General features: G+C 60.0%; 12 protein-coding genes and 1 pseudogene. 4 read left to right on the top strand and 9 right to left on the bottom strand.

Annotation, left to right across the window (positions count from 1 at the left end; translation table 11 throughout):
- The 4 genes and pseudogenes from PMI29_RS25960 to PMI29_RS25975 form a co-directional block, all read right to left on the bottom strand.
- Window positions 1-292, bottom strand: a pseudogene (locus PMI29_RS25960) (sugar phosphate isomerase/epimerase); the annotation flags it as partial.
- 1 nt (window position 293) lies between these two features.
- Complete coding sequence (locus tag PMI29_RS25965) at window positions 294-1,535, bottom strand: NAD(P)/FAD-dependent oxidoreductase (protein WP_007994297.1); 1,242 nt, start codon at window positions 1,533-1,535, stop codon at window positions 294-296.
- Window positions 1,536-1,553: 18 nt separating this feature from the next.
- Window positions 1,554-1,874: a MocE family 2Fe-2S type ferredoxin gene (locus tag PMI29_RS25970; RefSeq protein ID WP_007994296.1), complete on the bottom strand. Its 321-nt coding sequence runs from the start codon at window positions 1,872-1,874 to the stop codon at window positions 1,554-1,556.
- A 36-nt stretch (window positions 1,875-1,910) separates the two neighbouring features.
- Window positions 1,911-3,023, bottom strand: a complete 1,113-nt coding sequence (locus PMI29_RS25975) for a fatty acid desaturase family protein (protein WP_007994295.1) — start codon at window positions 3,021-3,023, stop codon at window positions 1,911-1,913.
- A 182-nt stretch (window positions 3,024-3,205) separates the two neighbouring features.
- Between PMI29_RS25975 and PMI29_RS25980 the strand changes: the two genes are divergently transcribed.
- Window positions 3,206-4,255 carry a substrate-binding domain-containing protein gene (locus PMI29_RS25980; protein WP_007994294.1) on the top strand — a complete coding sequence of 350 codons (1,050 nt, stop codon included), beginning with the start codon at window positions 3,206-3,208 and terminating at the stop codon, window positions 4,253-4,255.
- 17 nt (window positions 4,256-4,272) lie between these two features.
- On the opposite strand, the gene PMI29_RS25985 is transcribed toward PMI29_RS25980, so the two are convergent.
- Window positions 4,273-6,294, bottom strand: a complete 2,022-nt coding sequence (locus PMI29_RS25985; protein ID WP_033051981.1) for a sigma-54 interaction domain-containing protein — start codon at window positions 6,292-6,294, stop codon at window positions 4,273-4,275.
- Between the two features lie 193 nt (window positions 6,295-6,487).
- On the opposite strand from PMI29_RS25985, the gene PMI29_RS25990 reads away from it, so the two are divergent.
- The 3 genes from PMI29_RS25990 to PMI29_RS26000 all read left to right on the top strand — a co-directional run bounded on the left by PMI29_RS25990 (window position 6,488) and on the right by PMI29_RS26000 (window position 9,322).
- The gene (locus tag PMI29_RS25990; RefSeq protein ID WP_007994292.1) at window positions 6,488-7,510 is read left to right on the top strand and encodes a Gfo/Idh/MocA family oxidoreductase; all 1,023 of its coding nucleotides are present in this window, start codon (window positions 6,488-6,490) and stop codon (window positions 7,508-7,510) included.
- Window positions 7,507-8,295, top strand: a complete 789-nt coding sequence (locus PMI29_RS25995; RefSeq protein WP_007994290.1) for a TIM barrel protein — start codon at window positions 7,507-7,509, stop codon at window positions 8,293-8,295. The genes PMI29_RS25990 and PMI29_RS25995 overlap by 4 nt, the downstream gene beginning before the upstream one ends.
- 100 nt (window positions 8,296-8,395) lie before the next feature.
- Window positions 8,396-9,322 carry a sugar ABC transporter substrate-binding protein gene (locus tag PMI29_RS26000; RefSeq protein ID WP_007994289.1) on the top strand — a complete coding sequence of 309 codons (927 nt, stop codon included), beginning with the start codon at window positions 8,396-8,398 and terminating at the stop codon, window positions 9,320-9,322.
- A gap of 883 nt (window positions 9,323-10,205) precedes the next feature.
- Here PMI29_RS26000 and PMI29_RS26005 read toward each other — a convergent pair.
- The 4 genes from PMI29_RS26005 to PMI29_RS26020 form a co-directional block, all read right to left on the bottom strand.
- A complete protein-coding gene (locus PMI29_RS26005) occupies window positions 10,206-11,228 on the bottom strand; it encodes an ABC transporter permease (protein WP_007986627.1) in 1,023 nt (340 codons plus the stop codon).
- 56 nt (window positions 11,229-11,284) lie between these two features.
- On the bottom strand, window positions 11,285-12,850 hold the full coding sequence (locus tag PMI29_RS26010; protein ID WP_007994287.1) for a sugar ABC transporter ATP-binding protein: 1,566 nt from the start codon (window positions 12,848-12,850) through the stop codon (window positions 11,285-11,287).
- A gap of 70 nt (window positions 12,851-12,920) precedes the next feature.
- Window positions 12,921-13,847 (bottom strand): sugar ABC transporter substrate-binding protein, encoded by a 927-nt coding sequence (locus PMI29_RS26015; RefSeq protein WP_007994285.1) that lies wholly within the window; start codon window positions 13,845-13,847, stop codon window positions 12,921-12,923.
- 156 nt (window positions 13,848-14,003) lie between these two features.
- Window positions 14,004-14,803 (bottom strand): Gfo/Idh/MocA family protein (locus PMI29_RS26020; protein ID WP_007994283.1); only part of this gene is annotated, 800 nt, incomplete at its 5' end.

Genomic DNA, 14,803 nt, shown 5'->3' with positions numbered 1-14,803 from the left:
GCCGGACGTCTGCCTGTAGCGTGAGGTGGTGGCAGCCGTAGCGGGAGACGACATCGAGCGCGGCCGCCAGATCATCCACGGTCCGGGGGAACAGTTGACCTTCGATTTGCAGGCCTTGCGCATTGGCGGCGGCGCTCAGGCGTGCAGCCTGAGGTGCGACCCAGAAATGGTCGGTGACCCCGTCGAAACCGGCGGCGGCGATTTTCTCCAGTTGCGCTTCAATGGAAAGGTCGCATTGGCCACGGTGATCTTGCATGGCCCACAAGGACTGAAACACCAGGAATTCGCGCATGTCAGCTCCTCAACAATTGTTTGAGTGATATATCGGCATCGGCTAAAGCGACAACCGAGAGGGGGTTATGGTGGGTGATCAGGCGTTCGCACAACTTGATGTCCTTGGCAACGCTATTGCCCTGACCCCAGCCGCAAGCCCCTAGCAGACGTAGTTCGGCATCGAGGTAGAACAACAGGAAACCACCACCCGGGGTTGTCCGGCTCACCCTCGGTTCGGTGTTGGCGATGACGCCCACGGTTTGCAGCCCCCAGTCGTACTGATCGGACCAAAAGCCGGGAATGACGTCGAAAGGCTGCTCGCCCCCCAGCAGGTTCAGAGCGGCGTGACGGCCTTGGGTTTCGGCGTTGCGCCAGGTTTCCTGACGCTGGAACCCCTCTTGCGGGTGCAGACGAAACTCACAGACGTCGCCTGCTGCGAAGATGTCCGGCGCACTGGTGCGCAGTTGCGCATCGACGCGAATGCCCTGACCAACTTCCAACCCGGCGGCCACGGCCAACTCGGTGTTGGGTTGCATACCGATGCCTACCACGATCAGGTCGCAGGGCAACAACTGGCCGTCGACCAGTTGCACCGCTTCAGCGCGGGTGGAGCCCTGCACCGTTTCAATCGCCACGTTCAGCCGGACGTCCACGCCCTGACGGCGATGCAATTCCAGCAGGACACTGGACAATCGCTCCGGCAGGACGCGACCTGCCAGGCGCGGCCCGGCTTCGAGCAAGGTCACCGTGCAACCCAGGGCACGGGCGGTCGCGGCAACTTCGAGGCCGATGAAGCCGCCGCCGATGATCACCAATCGGGCGCCTGGCCGCAGCGAATCTCGCAGTGCAACCGCCTCATCATGGGTTCTCAGATAAAGTACGTTGGGCAGATGCTCGGGCACCGAGGGCAACAGTCGCGCCCTGCCTCCGGTCGCGAGCAACAGACGGGCGTAATGCAACCAACTGCCGTCGGCCAACTGCAATCGATGCTGCTGCGGATCGAGGTTTTTCACCGGGTTACCGGCCAGGTGCTCGATGTCCAGTGCAGCGAGTTGAGCGCTATCGCACAAACTGCAACCCGCCAGTTCAACCGTGCCCTGTAACAGCCCTTTGGACAGCGGCGGACGTTCGTAGGGCGGGTGGGATTCGTCGCCGATCAGGATCAGGCGACCGCTATAACCTTCAGCCCGCAGGGTCAGCGCCGCGCGGCCACCTGCGTGCCCGGCACCGACGATGACCAGTGGAGCATTGATAGAACTCATGGCATGGACTCCCTGCAATTAAACCGTGATTGCGAGCAGGACACGCCCCGCTTCGACCCGGACCGGATAGGTCTTGAGGTTGACGCATACCGGCGCACCCAGGGCTTTGCCGGAGCGGTAGTCGAAGCGTCCGTTGTGCTTGGGGCACTCGATGACATGCTCCATCACCAGGCCATCGGCGAGGTGGATGGACTCGTGGGTGCACAGGCCCGCGGTGGCGAAGAACTCGTCGTCTGCAGAGCGGTAGACGGCATAGGTGTGCGGGCCATGGTCGAAACGAATGACATCCTCTTCATTTATTTCGCCCACGGCACAGACATCGATCCATTGGTCGGTCATGGCGTTTTCTCTTGTAGTGGTACAGCCAGGAAGGTGTCAGGCCGGCGTTACTTCAGCTTCTGCCTGGACGGTTGCGGCAGGTTCTGCACGCGGTGGTAAAGGCCGACGGATGTGATAGTTCGGGTCTTTGCGCTGCTTCCAGATCGTCGGGATGATTTCCCGGAAGGCCTCGTACAGGCTGGTGTAAGGCGGCGGGCAGTCGTGGCGGATTTCTTCGTGAAGCTGCGCCAGCGCATGAAAAGGCACCATCGGATACATGTGGTGTTCCAGGTGATAGTTCATGTTGAGGTACATGAAACGCAGTACCGGGTTCATGTAAATCGTGCGGCAGTTGCTACGGTGATCGAGTACGTCTTCGGCCAGACCGACATGCTGCGTAAGGCCGAACAGGTAGGAGAGCCAGCCGCCATAGAGAGTCGGAAGGCCGATGAACATCAGCGGCAACCAGCTCTGCAAATACAGTGCAGCGCCCAGGACAAGCCCATAAATCGCAAGCCAGACGCGCGCGTCCCTTGCCACCTTGGGCCACTCGGATTCGGGGATGAACGTCTGCTCTTCTTCATCCATCCGCCCGACTGCATGCCGACAGACAGACCCCATCGTCTTCAACGCGTAAGGCATCCTGAAAAAGCTCAGCACCATATTGATCAGGCTCGGCGGACGCGGCTCGACGATCTCAGGGTCGCGACCGACGATGATGGTGTCTGTGTGGTGCCGTGCGTGGCTCCAGCGCCAGACCTGGGGTTCGAACATGAACATGAAGCTCGACAGTTGGTAGACCGCATCATTCATCCAGCGGGTTTTGAACGCCGTCCCGTGACCTGCTTCGTGCCAACGGGCATTGGACGCCGTGCCGTACAGCAGGCCATAGACGAAGAAGAACGGAACACAGGCCCATGAGCCCCAGAACCAATAACCGCCGAACCCGGTCACGACCATCGCCAGCAGCCAGATCGCGGTATCGCGCAAAGCCGGGCCGTCGCGGCGCTGCATTAATTCCTTCAGGCGTTTACGGGGAATGGGTGATTGATACCAGTGGGCCGAGACCAGGCCTTTTTGCGCGGCTTTAGCGGCTTCAGGACCCGTCAACCGATAATCCCGAGGCACGGGTTTACCGGAGTTTTCAGATGCTGCGTGTTGTTCAGGCATTTTATTGTTCTCCGCAAGCTTGATGGTTTAAGGCACTTGCTTCGATGCGGGATCACATCGCTGGAGAAAAGATAGAGAGCACAAAGATTACCCTCAAGCCCTTGAATACATTCCCTATCAAGCTATCATCCAGGCCCATTGAAGCTTGATAGTTTTCTATCAAAGCGCCTGCGGGGCCTGTCATGAACAACACTAAACGCCCAACCATCGCCACGGTCGCCGAGCACGCTCGGTTGAGTGTCGCCACTGTGGACCGGGTGCTCAACGCCAGGGCTCCGGTCAGTCCGGCTACTGCCGAGCAAGTCTTCCAGGCCGCCGAAGCAGTCGGTTATTTCGCAGCCCGGCTGATCGGCCAGCGGATCCGCGAACGGCGTCCCAGCTATCGTTTCGGCATCCTGCTGCTCGGTACTGCCCAGGCGTTCTATGCCAACGTTGCCGCCGCCATCACCGAGGCTGCGCAGCGTCACGCCGGCGCCAACCTGAGCTGCCAATTCGAATACGTTTTCGATCGCACACCCGGCGCCATCATTGCCCAGATCGAACAACTGGCGGTGCAGTGCGATGGCCTGGCGGTGGTCAGCTTCGCTCATCCGCTGATCAATGCTGCCATCGCGCAGATCAGAGCAGCGGGAGTGCCGGTGGTCGCCCTACTGTCCGACATCCACGAAGCGGCGGAAGAACCTTACGTCGGTCTGGATAATCATGAGGTCGGGCGCACCATGGGCTGGCTGATGGCTCACACGTGTGGCGCACGCAAAGGCAGCATCGGGGTCTTGCTCGGCGGTCACCGTTTTCTCGGCCATCAGGCGCGAGTGGAGGGGCTGCGCAGTTACCTGGCGGAACGTGCACCCGGCTTGCGGCTGCTTGAAGCGGTGATCAATCTGGACAACTGCGACATCACCGAAGAGGCGACGCTGGAACTCGTCGCCCGCCATGACGACTTGCGGGGTTTGTGCGTGGTCGGCGGGGGCGGCGACGGCATCATCAGTGCCCTGTCACAGTTACCGAAGCGGCCGAACCTGTGCTGCATCCTGCAGGAGTCGACCGAGTTGTCGCGGCAAGCCCTGGATCAGGGCTTGATCAGCCTGGTCATCGATTCCCAACCGCGATTGCTGGCGGCAGCGCTGGTCGACTTGCTGGTCGAACTGCAGACCACGCCGGACTTCGATTCAGTCCGGCATCGGGTCCATATTCCGTTGCAGATCATGACCTCGGAAAACGCTCGAGGCTGACGGTGTGAGCAGTCCCGTCACAAGCTGGGGTCCGAACGAAAAACCTCGGTACTCAGGCCGAACCGATTCATCTTGTTGTACAACCCGCCACGAGAAACATTCAGCAGTTTCGCGGCCAAGCGAATGTTGCCGCGGGTATCCTTCAGGGCCGCAATGATCGCATTCATTTCATGGGCACCAAGGTCCAGTGCAGCCCGGGGTTCGGGCAAACTTCCCGATGCCGACGGCCGTTGCCTTTGCTTGATTTCAAGCGGTAGATCAACCGGCTGGATCAGTTCGGTCACCGCCAGGTTGGTCGCCCGTTCAATGGTGTTTTCCAGCTCGCGCACATTACCCGGCCAGTGGTAGGCCGACAGAATTTCCAGCGCATCGGGCGAGAGTCCTTGCACCGATTTGCGCAGTGAGCGCGCACACCGGCTGAGAAAATGCCGCGCCAGCAACGGCACATCGTCCCGGCGCATCCGCAGCGGTGGAACCGTCAGATTAAGAACGTTGAGCCGGTAGTAAAGATCCTCGCGGAATGCACCCTCGGCCACCGCCTGACTCAAGTTGCGGTGGGTGGCCGCGATGATGCGCACGTTCACCTGCTGCGATTTTTTCGCGCCCACGCGTGTCACCTCGCCTTCCTGCAAAACGCGCAACAGGCTGACCTGGGCATCAAACGACATGTCACCGATTTCATCGAGGAAGATCGTTCCGCCATCGGCCAATTCGAACTTGCCGGCCGAACCGCCGCGGGCCGATCCGGTGAAGGCGCCCTCGACATGCCCGAACAATTCGCTCTGCACCAGATCTCGCGGAATGGCCCCGCAATTGACCGCCACAAACGGACCACCGCACCGGTCGCTGCCGTTATGAATCGCCTGGGCGAACAACTCCTTGCCGGTGCCGCTTTCGCCCAGAATCAGTGTGGTCGAGTCACTGCGACTGGCGATCCGTCCCAAGTGCAACGCATCCTGAATGGCTCGCGAACTGCCCTGAATGGTTTCGAAGGTGTAGCTGGCCTGAGTGCCGATTATCCGTCGGGTAATTTCCCGGATGCGTCGGTTCTCCCGCAGCGAGACGATGCGCCCGCCCTGCTCCAGTGAACACACGGACACCAGGCACGCCAGGTGGCTGCGATCATGCAATTCAAAGGTGCAATCCAGATCTCTAATCCCTTCATACTGCTGCCCTTCCCCGCCGCGCAGCAGAATCTCATTGGTCAGTTCGCTCCGGCCCAGACGCTGGAACGGACTACCCAGCAATTCCAGGCCCACGCGAAACAATTGCCGGGCATAGCGATTGAGCGCCTTGATGCAGCCGCGCTCATCCAGCACCACCAATCCCTCATTCAGCACCTCGAGAACGGTTTGTTGTTCTTCCAGCAAGGCCTGCAGCGCCATTTGCCGCGAAACCGCTTCGGCTGCGGCCTGGACGGTGCCCAGAGTATGGAAATGAAACCAGCCAGGCTCTGCGGTCAGGGTCAGCATGGCCAGTGTCCGGCCCTGGGCATCCCGGATCGGCGCGGCGGCACAATGCATGCGTCGCCGACGCAGGGCGACCCCGAAGTTTTCCTCTGCCAGTACATACACCAATCGGTCTTCGGCAAGCGCCAGCCCCGTGCAGTTGGTGCCCTGCACCGACTCCAGCAGCCGGCTGCCCACCGGGGTGAGGTCCAGGCCGCAGAAATACAGCGTCGTCCCTTCGGCATCGGTCAGATTGATATGGCCTCGGGGGTTGTAGGCGAGCAACCCTCGCATGACCTCTGCCGCCGCGGTGATCAGCACACGATTGGCCGCCAGTGTTGCGGCCAGGATGTCAGAGGTGACAAAACGGTATTGGCCATCATCGGGATCGAGGCCGGCACTGACGCTGCGCAACCAGGAATCCCAAATAATCTGCCTGACCCCGGCAGGTCGATCGGTGCGACCATTCAGACACGCCAGCCAGGCTTGTTCCAGCTCAACGATGGGCCCTTCGCTTAACGACGTCGGACCGAGCGCCGTAATGTAATCGAGGTCTTGCACGCTGAAGGCCATTGGCTGCGGGATCACCATTTGCTCCTATGTTCATATTTTCGACATGTCAGTATAGACATGTCATCAGAATGAACACGTATTTCAATAAGCGTTTAATAACTCCTTAAATATCAATGAGATAAATATTGGCACAGCCCTTGCTTCTGGCTTTGTACCAGCGAGGGCATTCCTGCTGTCGAGTCATTGAACAACAATAAAAGGGAGTCATTTCATGAATACATCCAAGATCACCCGCCTCGGTCTCATCGGTGCTGGCCGCATGGGCAGCTTTCACGGCCTGACGGCCGCCCGGCATATTCCCGGTGCCTGCCTGGCCGCCATCGCCGACCCGACACCTGGCCAGGCCGCTCGCCTCGCCGCAGAGTTGGGCGTACAGCGGGTCTACACCGATCCACAGCAACTGCTCGAGGACCCGGAAATCGACGGCGTACTGATCGCCGCCCCGGCCCGCAGCCATGCCGAATTGGTGATCAGTGCGGCCCGCGCCGGCAAAAGCGTGTTTTGTGAAAAACCCATGGCCATCACACTGGACGAAGCCGACCGCGCCATCGCTGCGGCTGCCGATGCGCGAGTTACGCTGCAAGTCGGCTTCAACCGCCGCTTTGCCAAACCCTTCCGCACAGCCCACCTGGATGTGGTCGCCGGCCGGATCGGTACGCCGCAATTGTTGCGCTCGCTGACTCGCGATCCGGCGCTGAACAATCCGGCCGCTTCGCCGCAGTGGGTGATTTTCCTCGAAACCCTGATTCATGACTTCGATACCCTGCGCTACCTCAATCCCGGTGCCGAAGCGGTTGAGGTTTTTGTCATGGCCGATGCGCTGATTGCACCGGACTACAAGAGCAAAGGGTTTCTGGACACCGCCGTGGTCACGATCCGTTTCGACAACGGCGCCATCGCCACCGCCGAGGCGAATTTCCAGGCGGTGTATGGCTACGACGTTCGGGGCGAAGTGTTCGGCAGCGCCGGCATGCTGAGCATGGGCAGCGTCAATGACTCTGACCTGGTTCGCTACCTGGCCGATGGCATCCAGGCAGACACCCAGCGTCTGGACACCGACCTGCTGCGTGACGCCTATGTGGCCGAGCTCAATCACTTTGTCGACTGCCTGCGCAGCGGTGAAAAACCACTCGCCAGCGGTGAAGATGCCCGCGCGGCACTGGCCATTGCCCGGGCGTGTATCGAGTCCTTCCAGCAAGGCAAAGCGGTGCGCGTGCAAGGAGCCCATTCATGAGTTTCACTCCGTTCAAACTGGCGATCAGTGCCGAAATGGTCTTCCTCGACCTGCCGTTCATCGAACGGGTCAAACGCATTCACGCACTGGGCTTCAGCGCCGAAATCTGGAGCTGGACGACCAAAGACATTCCCGCTCTGGTCGCCACCGGCGCTGATTTCACCTCGATGACGGGTTACATCTCGGGCAACCTGACCGATCCCGAAGACATCCAGCACCTGCTCGACAGCGCACGGGAATCGCTGGCCGTTGCCGCCCGGCTGAATTGCCCGAGCCTCAACCTGCATGGCACGGGCCTGGGCGATAAAGGTTTACCAGTAAAACCCGTGGCTCATACCACCGGACGCATGTGGTTGAGCGCCTGCAAGACCCTGGAAAAAATCGCTCGCCTGGGCGAAGACGCCGGCCGGGTGTTTCTTCTGGAAAACCTCAATACCGAGGTGGACCACCCCGGCACGCCGTTCGCTCGCGCCGACGATACCCTGGCGTTGATCGAGGCTGTGGGCAGTCCCCATCTGAAGATGAACCTGGACCTTTACCATGCGCAGATTGGCGAAGGGAACCTGATCGAACTGATCCAGCGCGCGGGCAGCGCCATCGGTGAAATCCAGGTCGCTGACGTCCCCGGGCGCATGGAACCGGGCACCGGCGAAATCCATTACCCGGCCATTGCCAAAGCCTTGTTCGGCATGGGATACACCGGTGTCGTCGGGCTTGAAGGCTGGGCCAGCGGCGACAGCGAAGCGGCACTCGAACGTTTCCGGCAAGCGTTCACGCTGGATTGAGGAGCCTGCGGCGCGCTCGGACGTTGACTCTACGCGCGCCAGCAACCCTCACCCTTGATCTCGATGAATGTCGACTTATAACAACAAAAGGAAAACCATCATGCGTCGCTGCACACTACTTTTTGCCACGCTGCTACTCGTCTTCAGCCAATGGGCCGCCGCCAGCTATCGCGTCGGTGTCAGCATTGCCAGGGTCGACGACAACTTCATGACCTATGTGCGCAGCGGCCTGGAGGAAGCCGCCAAAAAGGACAACATCCAGATTCAGTTCGAGGACGCCCAAGGCGATGTGGTTCGCCAGATCAATCAGGTCCAGGGCTTTCTCAACCAGAAGGTCGATGCGGTCATCGTCTTGCCCGTGGACACCGCCGCCACCGCCAACATGACCCGTGCCGCCGTCGAAGCGCAGACGCCACTGGTGTACGTCAACCGCCACCCGGACGAACGCGTCCTGCCCAAAGGCGTTGTCACCGTGGCATCGAACGACATTGAGGCCGGGCAACTGCAAATGCGCTACCTGGCTGAAAAACTGGGGGGCAAAGGCACCCTCGCGATCATCATGGGCGACCTCGCGCAAAACTCCACGCACGACCGCACCGAAGGCGTCAAACAGGTGCTCAAGGACTATCCCGGGATCAGGATTGTCGAACAACAAAGCGCCGAATGGCAGCGCAACAAAGGCATGGACCTGACCAGCAATTGGCTGCTGGCCGGCACGAGTTTTGATGCCATCGTCGCCAACAATGACGAGATGGCCATCGGCGCTGCCATGGCACTGCAGCAGGCCGGCAAAACCAAGGGCGAGATTGCGATTGTCGGCATCGACGGCCTGCCCGACGGCCTGGCAGCGATCAAGCGCGGGATGCTGGTTGCCTCAGTCTTTCAAGACCCCAAGGCCCAAGCGGCCACCGCGCTGCAAGCGGCCATCAAAATGATCAAGGGTGAGCCGGTCGAGACGGATGTCTGGGTGCCCTTCCAGCTGATCACGCCGGAGCAGGTTGCCGTCTATGAGAAACATTATAAATAGCGCCCGGCACTAACCATTGACGCCGCTGTTCCGGTCAGGAATCAGCGGCGTTTTTCGTTGAGTGAATAGTGTTGTGCGGCATGTCGACTAAACATCATGAAAGTCACAAGGTAGCCTCCCCAACCTAATGCTGTTCACTTGAGCATGGGGTTGTATGTAAGAACTGGATTGGGGGGGGGGACGGAGTACATATGGTAGAAACCGGAGACATCCTTTACGTTTTAAACCGGCGTCCTGCCGGTTTACCCACTGCGCAATGCCTGCGTTCGGCCATCGTGGTTAACGGGGCGCCCAAATCTAACGCAACAGCGAGGCGGCCTTATAGCCGACCTGACTTTTACGGCTGCACCTGATCCTCTGTGGGAGCGAGCCTGCTCGCGATGGACGTCAACGATAACGCGCCCTGTCTGGATGATCGCGTTGTCCGGGCGTTCATCGCGAGCAGGCTCGCTCCCACAATGGGATCGCGGACAGACCTGTAATCAGGTCGGCTATAAGGCCGCCTCGCTGTTGCTTTGGTTTTTGATTTTCTTGCCCCATCGAGAGGCCGAGTGGAGGTTCTGCGCAGTGGGTAAACCGGCATGGATGCCGGAGTGAGGGCATGCCGAGCCTTAGCGAGGCACCGAACGCCAGGGGCAAGAGCCCTTGGTTACTTGGGGCCGGGCGGCGTTCCGCTCCTCCAAGTGACTCGCCGTAAGGGAGAAACCCTGGGTGGCCGTGACCGCAGCAACGGATACACACCCAATTCAAATATGCACCTGCAGCCCGCTGCCGGATGCACAAGTTGATCGCCTGGAATAGATGAGAAGCAGGTTTACTTTGCAGGAGGGGGGGGTATTGCGAAGCGAGAGCCAGAACAGGCCCTCGCTGTTTGCAGTCAAACTCAGCGCTTGAGTTTGCGCTTGTTGCGGTATTGGTCGATGACCACCGCGACCACGATGATCAAGCCTTTGATGATGTCCTGGATGTAGGCATCGACCCCGACGAAGGTGAATCCGCTGGCCATCACCCCAAGGATCAGTGCACCGATGACGGTGCCGGTGATGCGCCCCACCCCGCCCGCCAGGCTGGTACCGCCGATGACCGCGGCGGCAATCGCATCCAGTTCATAGGACATGCCCATCCCGGCCTGCCCGGTGGCGGCACGGGCCGAAGCCACCACGCCCGCCAGTCCCGCCAGCAACCCGGCGATGCTGTAGACGATGACCAGATGGCGTTTGACGTTAATGCCGGACGTACGCGCCGCCTGCATGTTGCCGCCGATGGCGTAGGTGTATTTACCGTACTTGGTGTAACGCAGCGCGATATGGAAGATCACCGCCACCACCAGAAAAATGATCACCGGCATCGCGCCGTGACCGATGGCCGTGTAGGAGTCCGATAGCATGCTCACCGGCTGGCCTTCGGTGTAGTAGCGCGCCAGGCCACGGGCCGAGACCATCATGCCCAAGGTGGCAATGAACGGTGGAATCCCGGTGATCGCAATGATGCTGCCGTTGATTGCCCCCGCCAGCAGCCCGACGCCGAGCCCGACAATCACTGGAATCCACACCGGCAAGTCAGTCAGGGACGGGAACACCGCACGGGCGAAGTCCGAGGTCTGGGCCAGGCTGGCGGCAATCATCGCCGACAACGCCAGCACCGAGCCTGAGGAGAGGTCAATGCCAGTGGTGATGATCACCTGGGTCACGCCGATGGCCAGCAGGCCGATGATCGACACTTGCAGGATCATCAGCACCAGGCGTTGGGAGTTCATCAGGAAGCTCTGGTCGCGCACGATCCAGCCGAACACCTCGAACACCAGGCCGATACCGATCAGCACCAGGAAAATACTCAGTTCAGTCGGAAAGCGCCGGCGACTCTTGACCGGTGCCGTTGCCGGTTTGTTTTCCAGTATCGCGTTCATAACCACTCACCCTTCTATCGCATCGTCGACGCTGGCCGAGCCAGTGCCGGCATCCATTAGTGAACCGCGGACATGCCCGAGGCCAGTTGCATCACTCGCTCCTGAGTCGCTTCGCTGCGGTCGAGGGTACCCATCAAGTCGCCCTCGTGCATGACCATGACCCGATCACTCATGCCGAGTACTTCCGGCAGCTCCGAGGAAATCATGATCACCGCCATGCCCTCGCTGGCGAGGTAGGAGATAAGCCGGTAGATCTCGGCCTTGGCGCCGACATCGATGCCGCGAGTCGGCTCGTCGAGAATCAGGATTCGTGGATTGGTCATCAGCCAGCGCGCCAGCAAGGCCTTCTGCTGATTGCCGCCGGACAGCGTGTCGATGCATTGCTCGAGCGACGGGGTTTTCACCCGCAGCTTCTTGCACATGTCTTCGCACAGGGCGCGCAAGGCTTTTTGCTGGATGAAACCGTGGCCGGCGAAGTGCGGCAGCACCGCCATTTCCATGTTCTCCAGCACCGACAGGCACGGGAACAGACCGCTGAGCTTGCGATCCTCGGTCAACAGGGCGAAGCCCTTCTCGATGGCCATGTGCGGATCAGTAATACGCACCACTTCACCGTCGAGGCGAATCTCGCCACCGTCGCTCGGGGTGATGCCAAAGATCGCCTCGGCGACGTTGGTCCGCCCCGAGCCCATCAACCCGGCAATACCGAGGATCTCGCCGGCATGCAGATCGAAGGACACGTCCTTGAAAATACCATCGAGCTTGAGGTCGCGCACCGACAGCAGTAGCTCGCCGATCGGCGTCTCGCGCACCGGGAACAACTGGCTCAGTTCACGCCCGACCATCATCGAAATCAGGCTGTCGCCGTCCATGCTGTCGGCGCGTTGCAGGCCGATGTAGGCGCCGTCGCGGAACACTGCCACTTCGTCGGCGATGCTGAACACTTCATTCATTTTGTGGGTGATGTAGATGATGCCTTTGCCCTGGCTCTTGAGGTCGGCAATGATTGAAAACAGGTGGGCGACTTCCTTGTCGGTGATGGCCGAGGTCGGTTCGTCCATGATCAGGATGTCGGAATCGTAGGACACCGCCTTGGCAATCTCGACCATCTGCCGTTCGGCGATGCTCAGATTGCCGACCTGTTCTTCCGGATCAAGGTTGATGCGCAGGCGCTCCAACAGCTTCGCCGTGCAACGGTGCATCTCCCGATGGTCGATCATGTGGAAACCGTTGAGCTGCTCACGGCCGATCCAGATGTTCTCGGCGATGCTCATGTGCGGCATCAGGTTGAGTTCCTGGTGGATCATCGCGATCCCGGCCTGAAGCGCCGCCAGGGGCGTTTCGAAGACCACCGGCTTGCCCCGCAGGCGCAGTTCGCCGGCGTCCGGCTGGTAGATGCCGGCGATGATTTTCATCAAGGTGGATTTGCCCGCGCCGTTCTCGCCCATCAGGGCCAACACGGAACCAGGGCGTACCCGCAGCTGTACGTCGGACAAGGCCACCACCCCGGGGAAACCCTTGCTGACGTTGACGATTTCCAACAGGTACGGCTCATCGACAGGTGTTGCGGTTGGCTGGACACCCATCAACGGGGTGCTCGAAGCAGTCGCTGAAGCGAACATGATCAGGTACTCCATCAGCAAGGTCGCAGTTGCCACCTTGCGTGTTTATTGTTGTTATTGAGCGGACGGACTATTTGAACTGGTCAACGTTTTGCAGCGTGATCAAGCGATACGGCACCCACACGGCCGGCTCGACCGGCTCGTTTTTGGCCATTTTCACTGCCGTCTCGATCGAACCGTCTGCCTGCCCCTTGGCGTCCTGGAACACCGAGACGACCAGAGAGCCCTTCTTCACCGCGTTCAAACCGTCAGGCGTACCGTCGACACCGGCGATCAGGATGCTGCCCTTTTCCACTCCAGCCTGTTGCAGGGCCATCGCGGCGCCAATGGCCATCTCGTCGTTGTTGGAGACGACCGCGTCGAACTTGCGGCCCTGGGTCAGCCAGTCGTTGACCAGGGTCATGCCCTTGTCCCTCAACCAGATGCCGGTTTGCTCTTGCTCGATCTTGATGTTCGGGTACTTGGCCAACACCTCTTTGACACCCTTGGTACGGTTGGTGGTGGAGTTGTTCGCCAGGTCGCCCAGCAGGATCACGATGTCACCCTTGCCGCCCATTTTGTCGGCCAGGTATTGCATCTGCATCTGACCGGCCTCCAGATCGTTGGAGGCGACAGTGACCACGCCTTTGGGCAGGTTCAGGTCATCGGGACGGCGGTTGACGTACACCAGCGGAATGCCGGCCTTGACCGCCGATTCGGTGATTTTTTTGGTGGCGGCGGTATCCACAGGGTTGACTACAATGGCGTCGACCTTCTGACTGATGAAGCTTTCTACCTGGCTCAACTGCCTGACCACGTCGCTGCGCGCGTCTTCGAACTGCAGCTTGACGCCATCGGGATAGGACTTGGCTTTGGTGTCCATGGACTCACGCAGGTAGGTCAGCCAGGTGTCATCGAACTGCGACATGCTGACGCCGATCTTCATGTCAGCGAGTGCAGCGCCGCTGGCGAACATCAGGGACAAGGCGAGTGAGGCGAAACGGATCTTGGTCTTCATGAAAAGTCTTTCTCCACATTCTTGTTGGTTTTATGGATAAGGCGTGACGATTTCAGTAAGCGGACAAGCGGGAAAAGAGTTGGAACCGGGTGCGAGGCAGCTCGCTGGAAATGACTTTATTGGAAATTATTTTCCATATCAACTCATTTTAGAATTTTATTCTAATTTTGTTCCATGACTCTCGAACGGGCTCAATTGCACCACTTGATGGCGCTCGAAACTCAGCCGCGCAGCGTCTAGCACACGGGTGGTCGCAAGTGCATCGCGGGCGTCCACAGGCAGTGGGCCACCGTTCTGCAATGCGGCTTGCAGCTGTAAATAGAACTGATTCCAGCAACCGCGCTCGGAGGGAACCCTTTCGCGCACTTCACCCTGTTCGAACCAGCCCCAGCGGCGATGCTCTTCCACGCCCCAGCGTTCACCTTCGGATTTCGGTGTGAGCCCGGCGAGCGCCGACGCCTCCTGCCCGTCCAGGCCGTCGACGCTGTAGCAGCCCCGGGTGCCGGTAACACGAAAGCGCGGGCCGGGGGTGTTTTGCAGGCAACTGCCGCCCAGGTGCGAGGTCACTCCGCTGGCATGGGTAAGGGACATAAAGAAGCCGTTGTCGAAGGACTGGCCTTTTTCGAGGTAATTCAACTCGGCGTAAACCCGGGTGACCGGGCCGAACAGCAGCAGCGCCTGATCCACCAGATGGCTGCCCAGATCGCGCAGGAAACCACCGCCACTGCCGTTGTTCACCAACTGCGGTGAATAACGCTCGATCCGCGATTCGAAAAGGGTGACCTGGCCCAGCGCTCCGGACTCAATGAGTTTGCGCACGGTAAGAAAGTCCGAGTCCCAGCGCCGGTTCTGGTAGACGCTCAGTTGCACGCCCTGACGCTCGGCCATGGTGATCAGGGTTTGTGCCTGTTGCGCATCAGCGGCGAACGGCTTGTCGCTGACCACCGCCACATTGT

Origin of the sequence: Pseudomonas sp. GM49 (genome assembly GCF_000282355.1) — a bacterium.
GTDB lineage: Bacteria > Pseudomonadota > Gammaproteobacteria > Pseudomonadales > Pseudomonadaceae > Aquipseudomonas.
The sequence above is the reverse complement of the archived record's forward strand: the minus strand, read 5'-3'. Positions and strand labels throughout refer to the sequence as shown.

Coding starts and splice junctions, on each gene's coding strand:
- PMI29_RS25965 (WP_007994297.1), bottom strand. CDS start 1,535: ATGAGTTCTATCAATGCTCCACTGGTCATCGTCGGTGCCGGGCACGCA.
- PMI29_RS25970 (WP_007994296.1), bottom strand. CDS start 1,874: ATGACCGACCAATGGATCGATGTCTGTGCCGTGGGCGAAATAAATGAA.
- PMI29_RS25975 (WP_007994295.1), bottom strand. CDS start 3,023: ATGCCTGAACAACACGCAGCATCTGAAAACTCCGGTAAACCCGTGCCT.
- PMI29_RS25980 (WP_007994294.1), top strand. CDS start 3,206: ATGAACAACACTAAACGCCCAACCATCGCCACGGTCGCCGAGCACGCT.
- PMI29_RS25985 (WP_033051981.1), bottom strand. CDS start 6,294: ATGGTGATCCCGCAGCCAATGGCCTTCAGCGTGCAAGACCTCGATTAC.
- PMI29_RS25990 (WP_007994292.1), top strand. CDS start 6,488: ATGAATACATCCAAGATCACCCGCCTCGGTCTCATCGGTGCTGGCCGC.
- PMI29_RS25995 (WP_007994290.1), top strand. CDS start 7,507: ATGAGTTTCACTCCGTTCAAACTGGCGATCAGTGCCGAAATGGTCTTC.
- PMI29_RS26000 (WP_007994289.1), top strand. CDS start 8,396: ATGCGTCGCTGCACACTACTTTTTGCCACGCTGCTACTCGTCTTCAGC.
- PMI29_RS26005 (WP_007986627.1), bottom strand. CDS start 11,228: ATGAACGCGATACTGGAAAACAAACCGGCAACGGCACCGGTCAAGAGT.
- PMI29_RS26010 (WP_007994287.1), bottom strand. CDS start 12,850: ATGTTCGCTTCAGCGACTGCTTCGAGCACCCCGTTGATGGGTGTCCAG.
- PMI29_RS26015 (WP_007994285.1), bottom strand. CDS start 13,847: ATGAAGACCAAGATCCGTTTCGCCTCACTCGCCTTGTCCCTGATGTTC.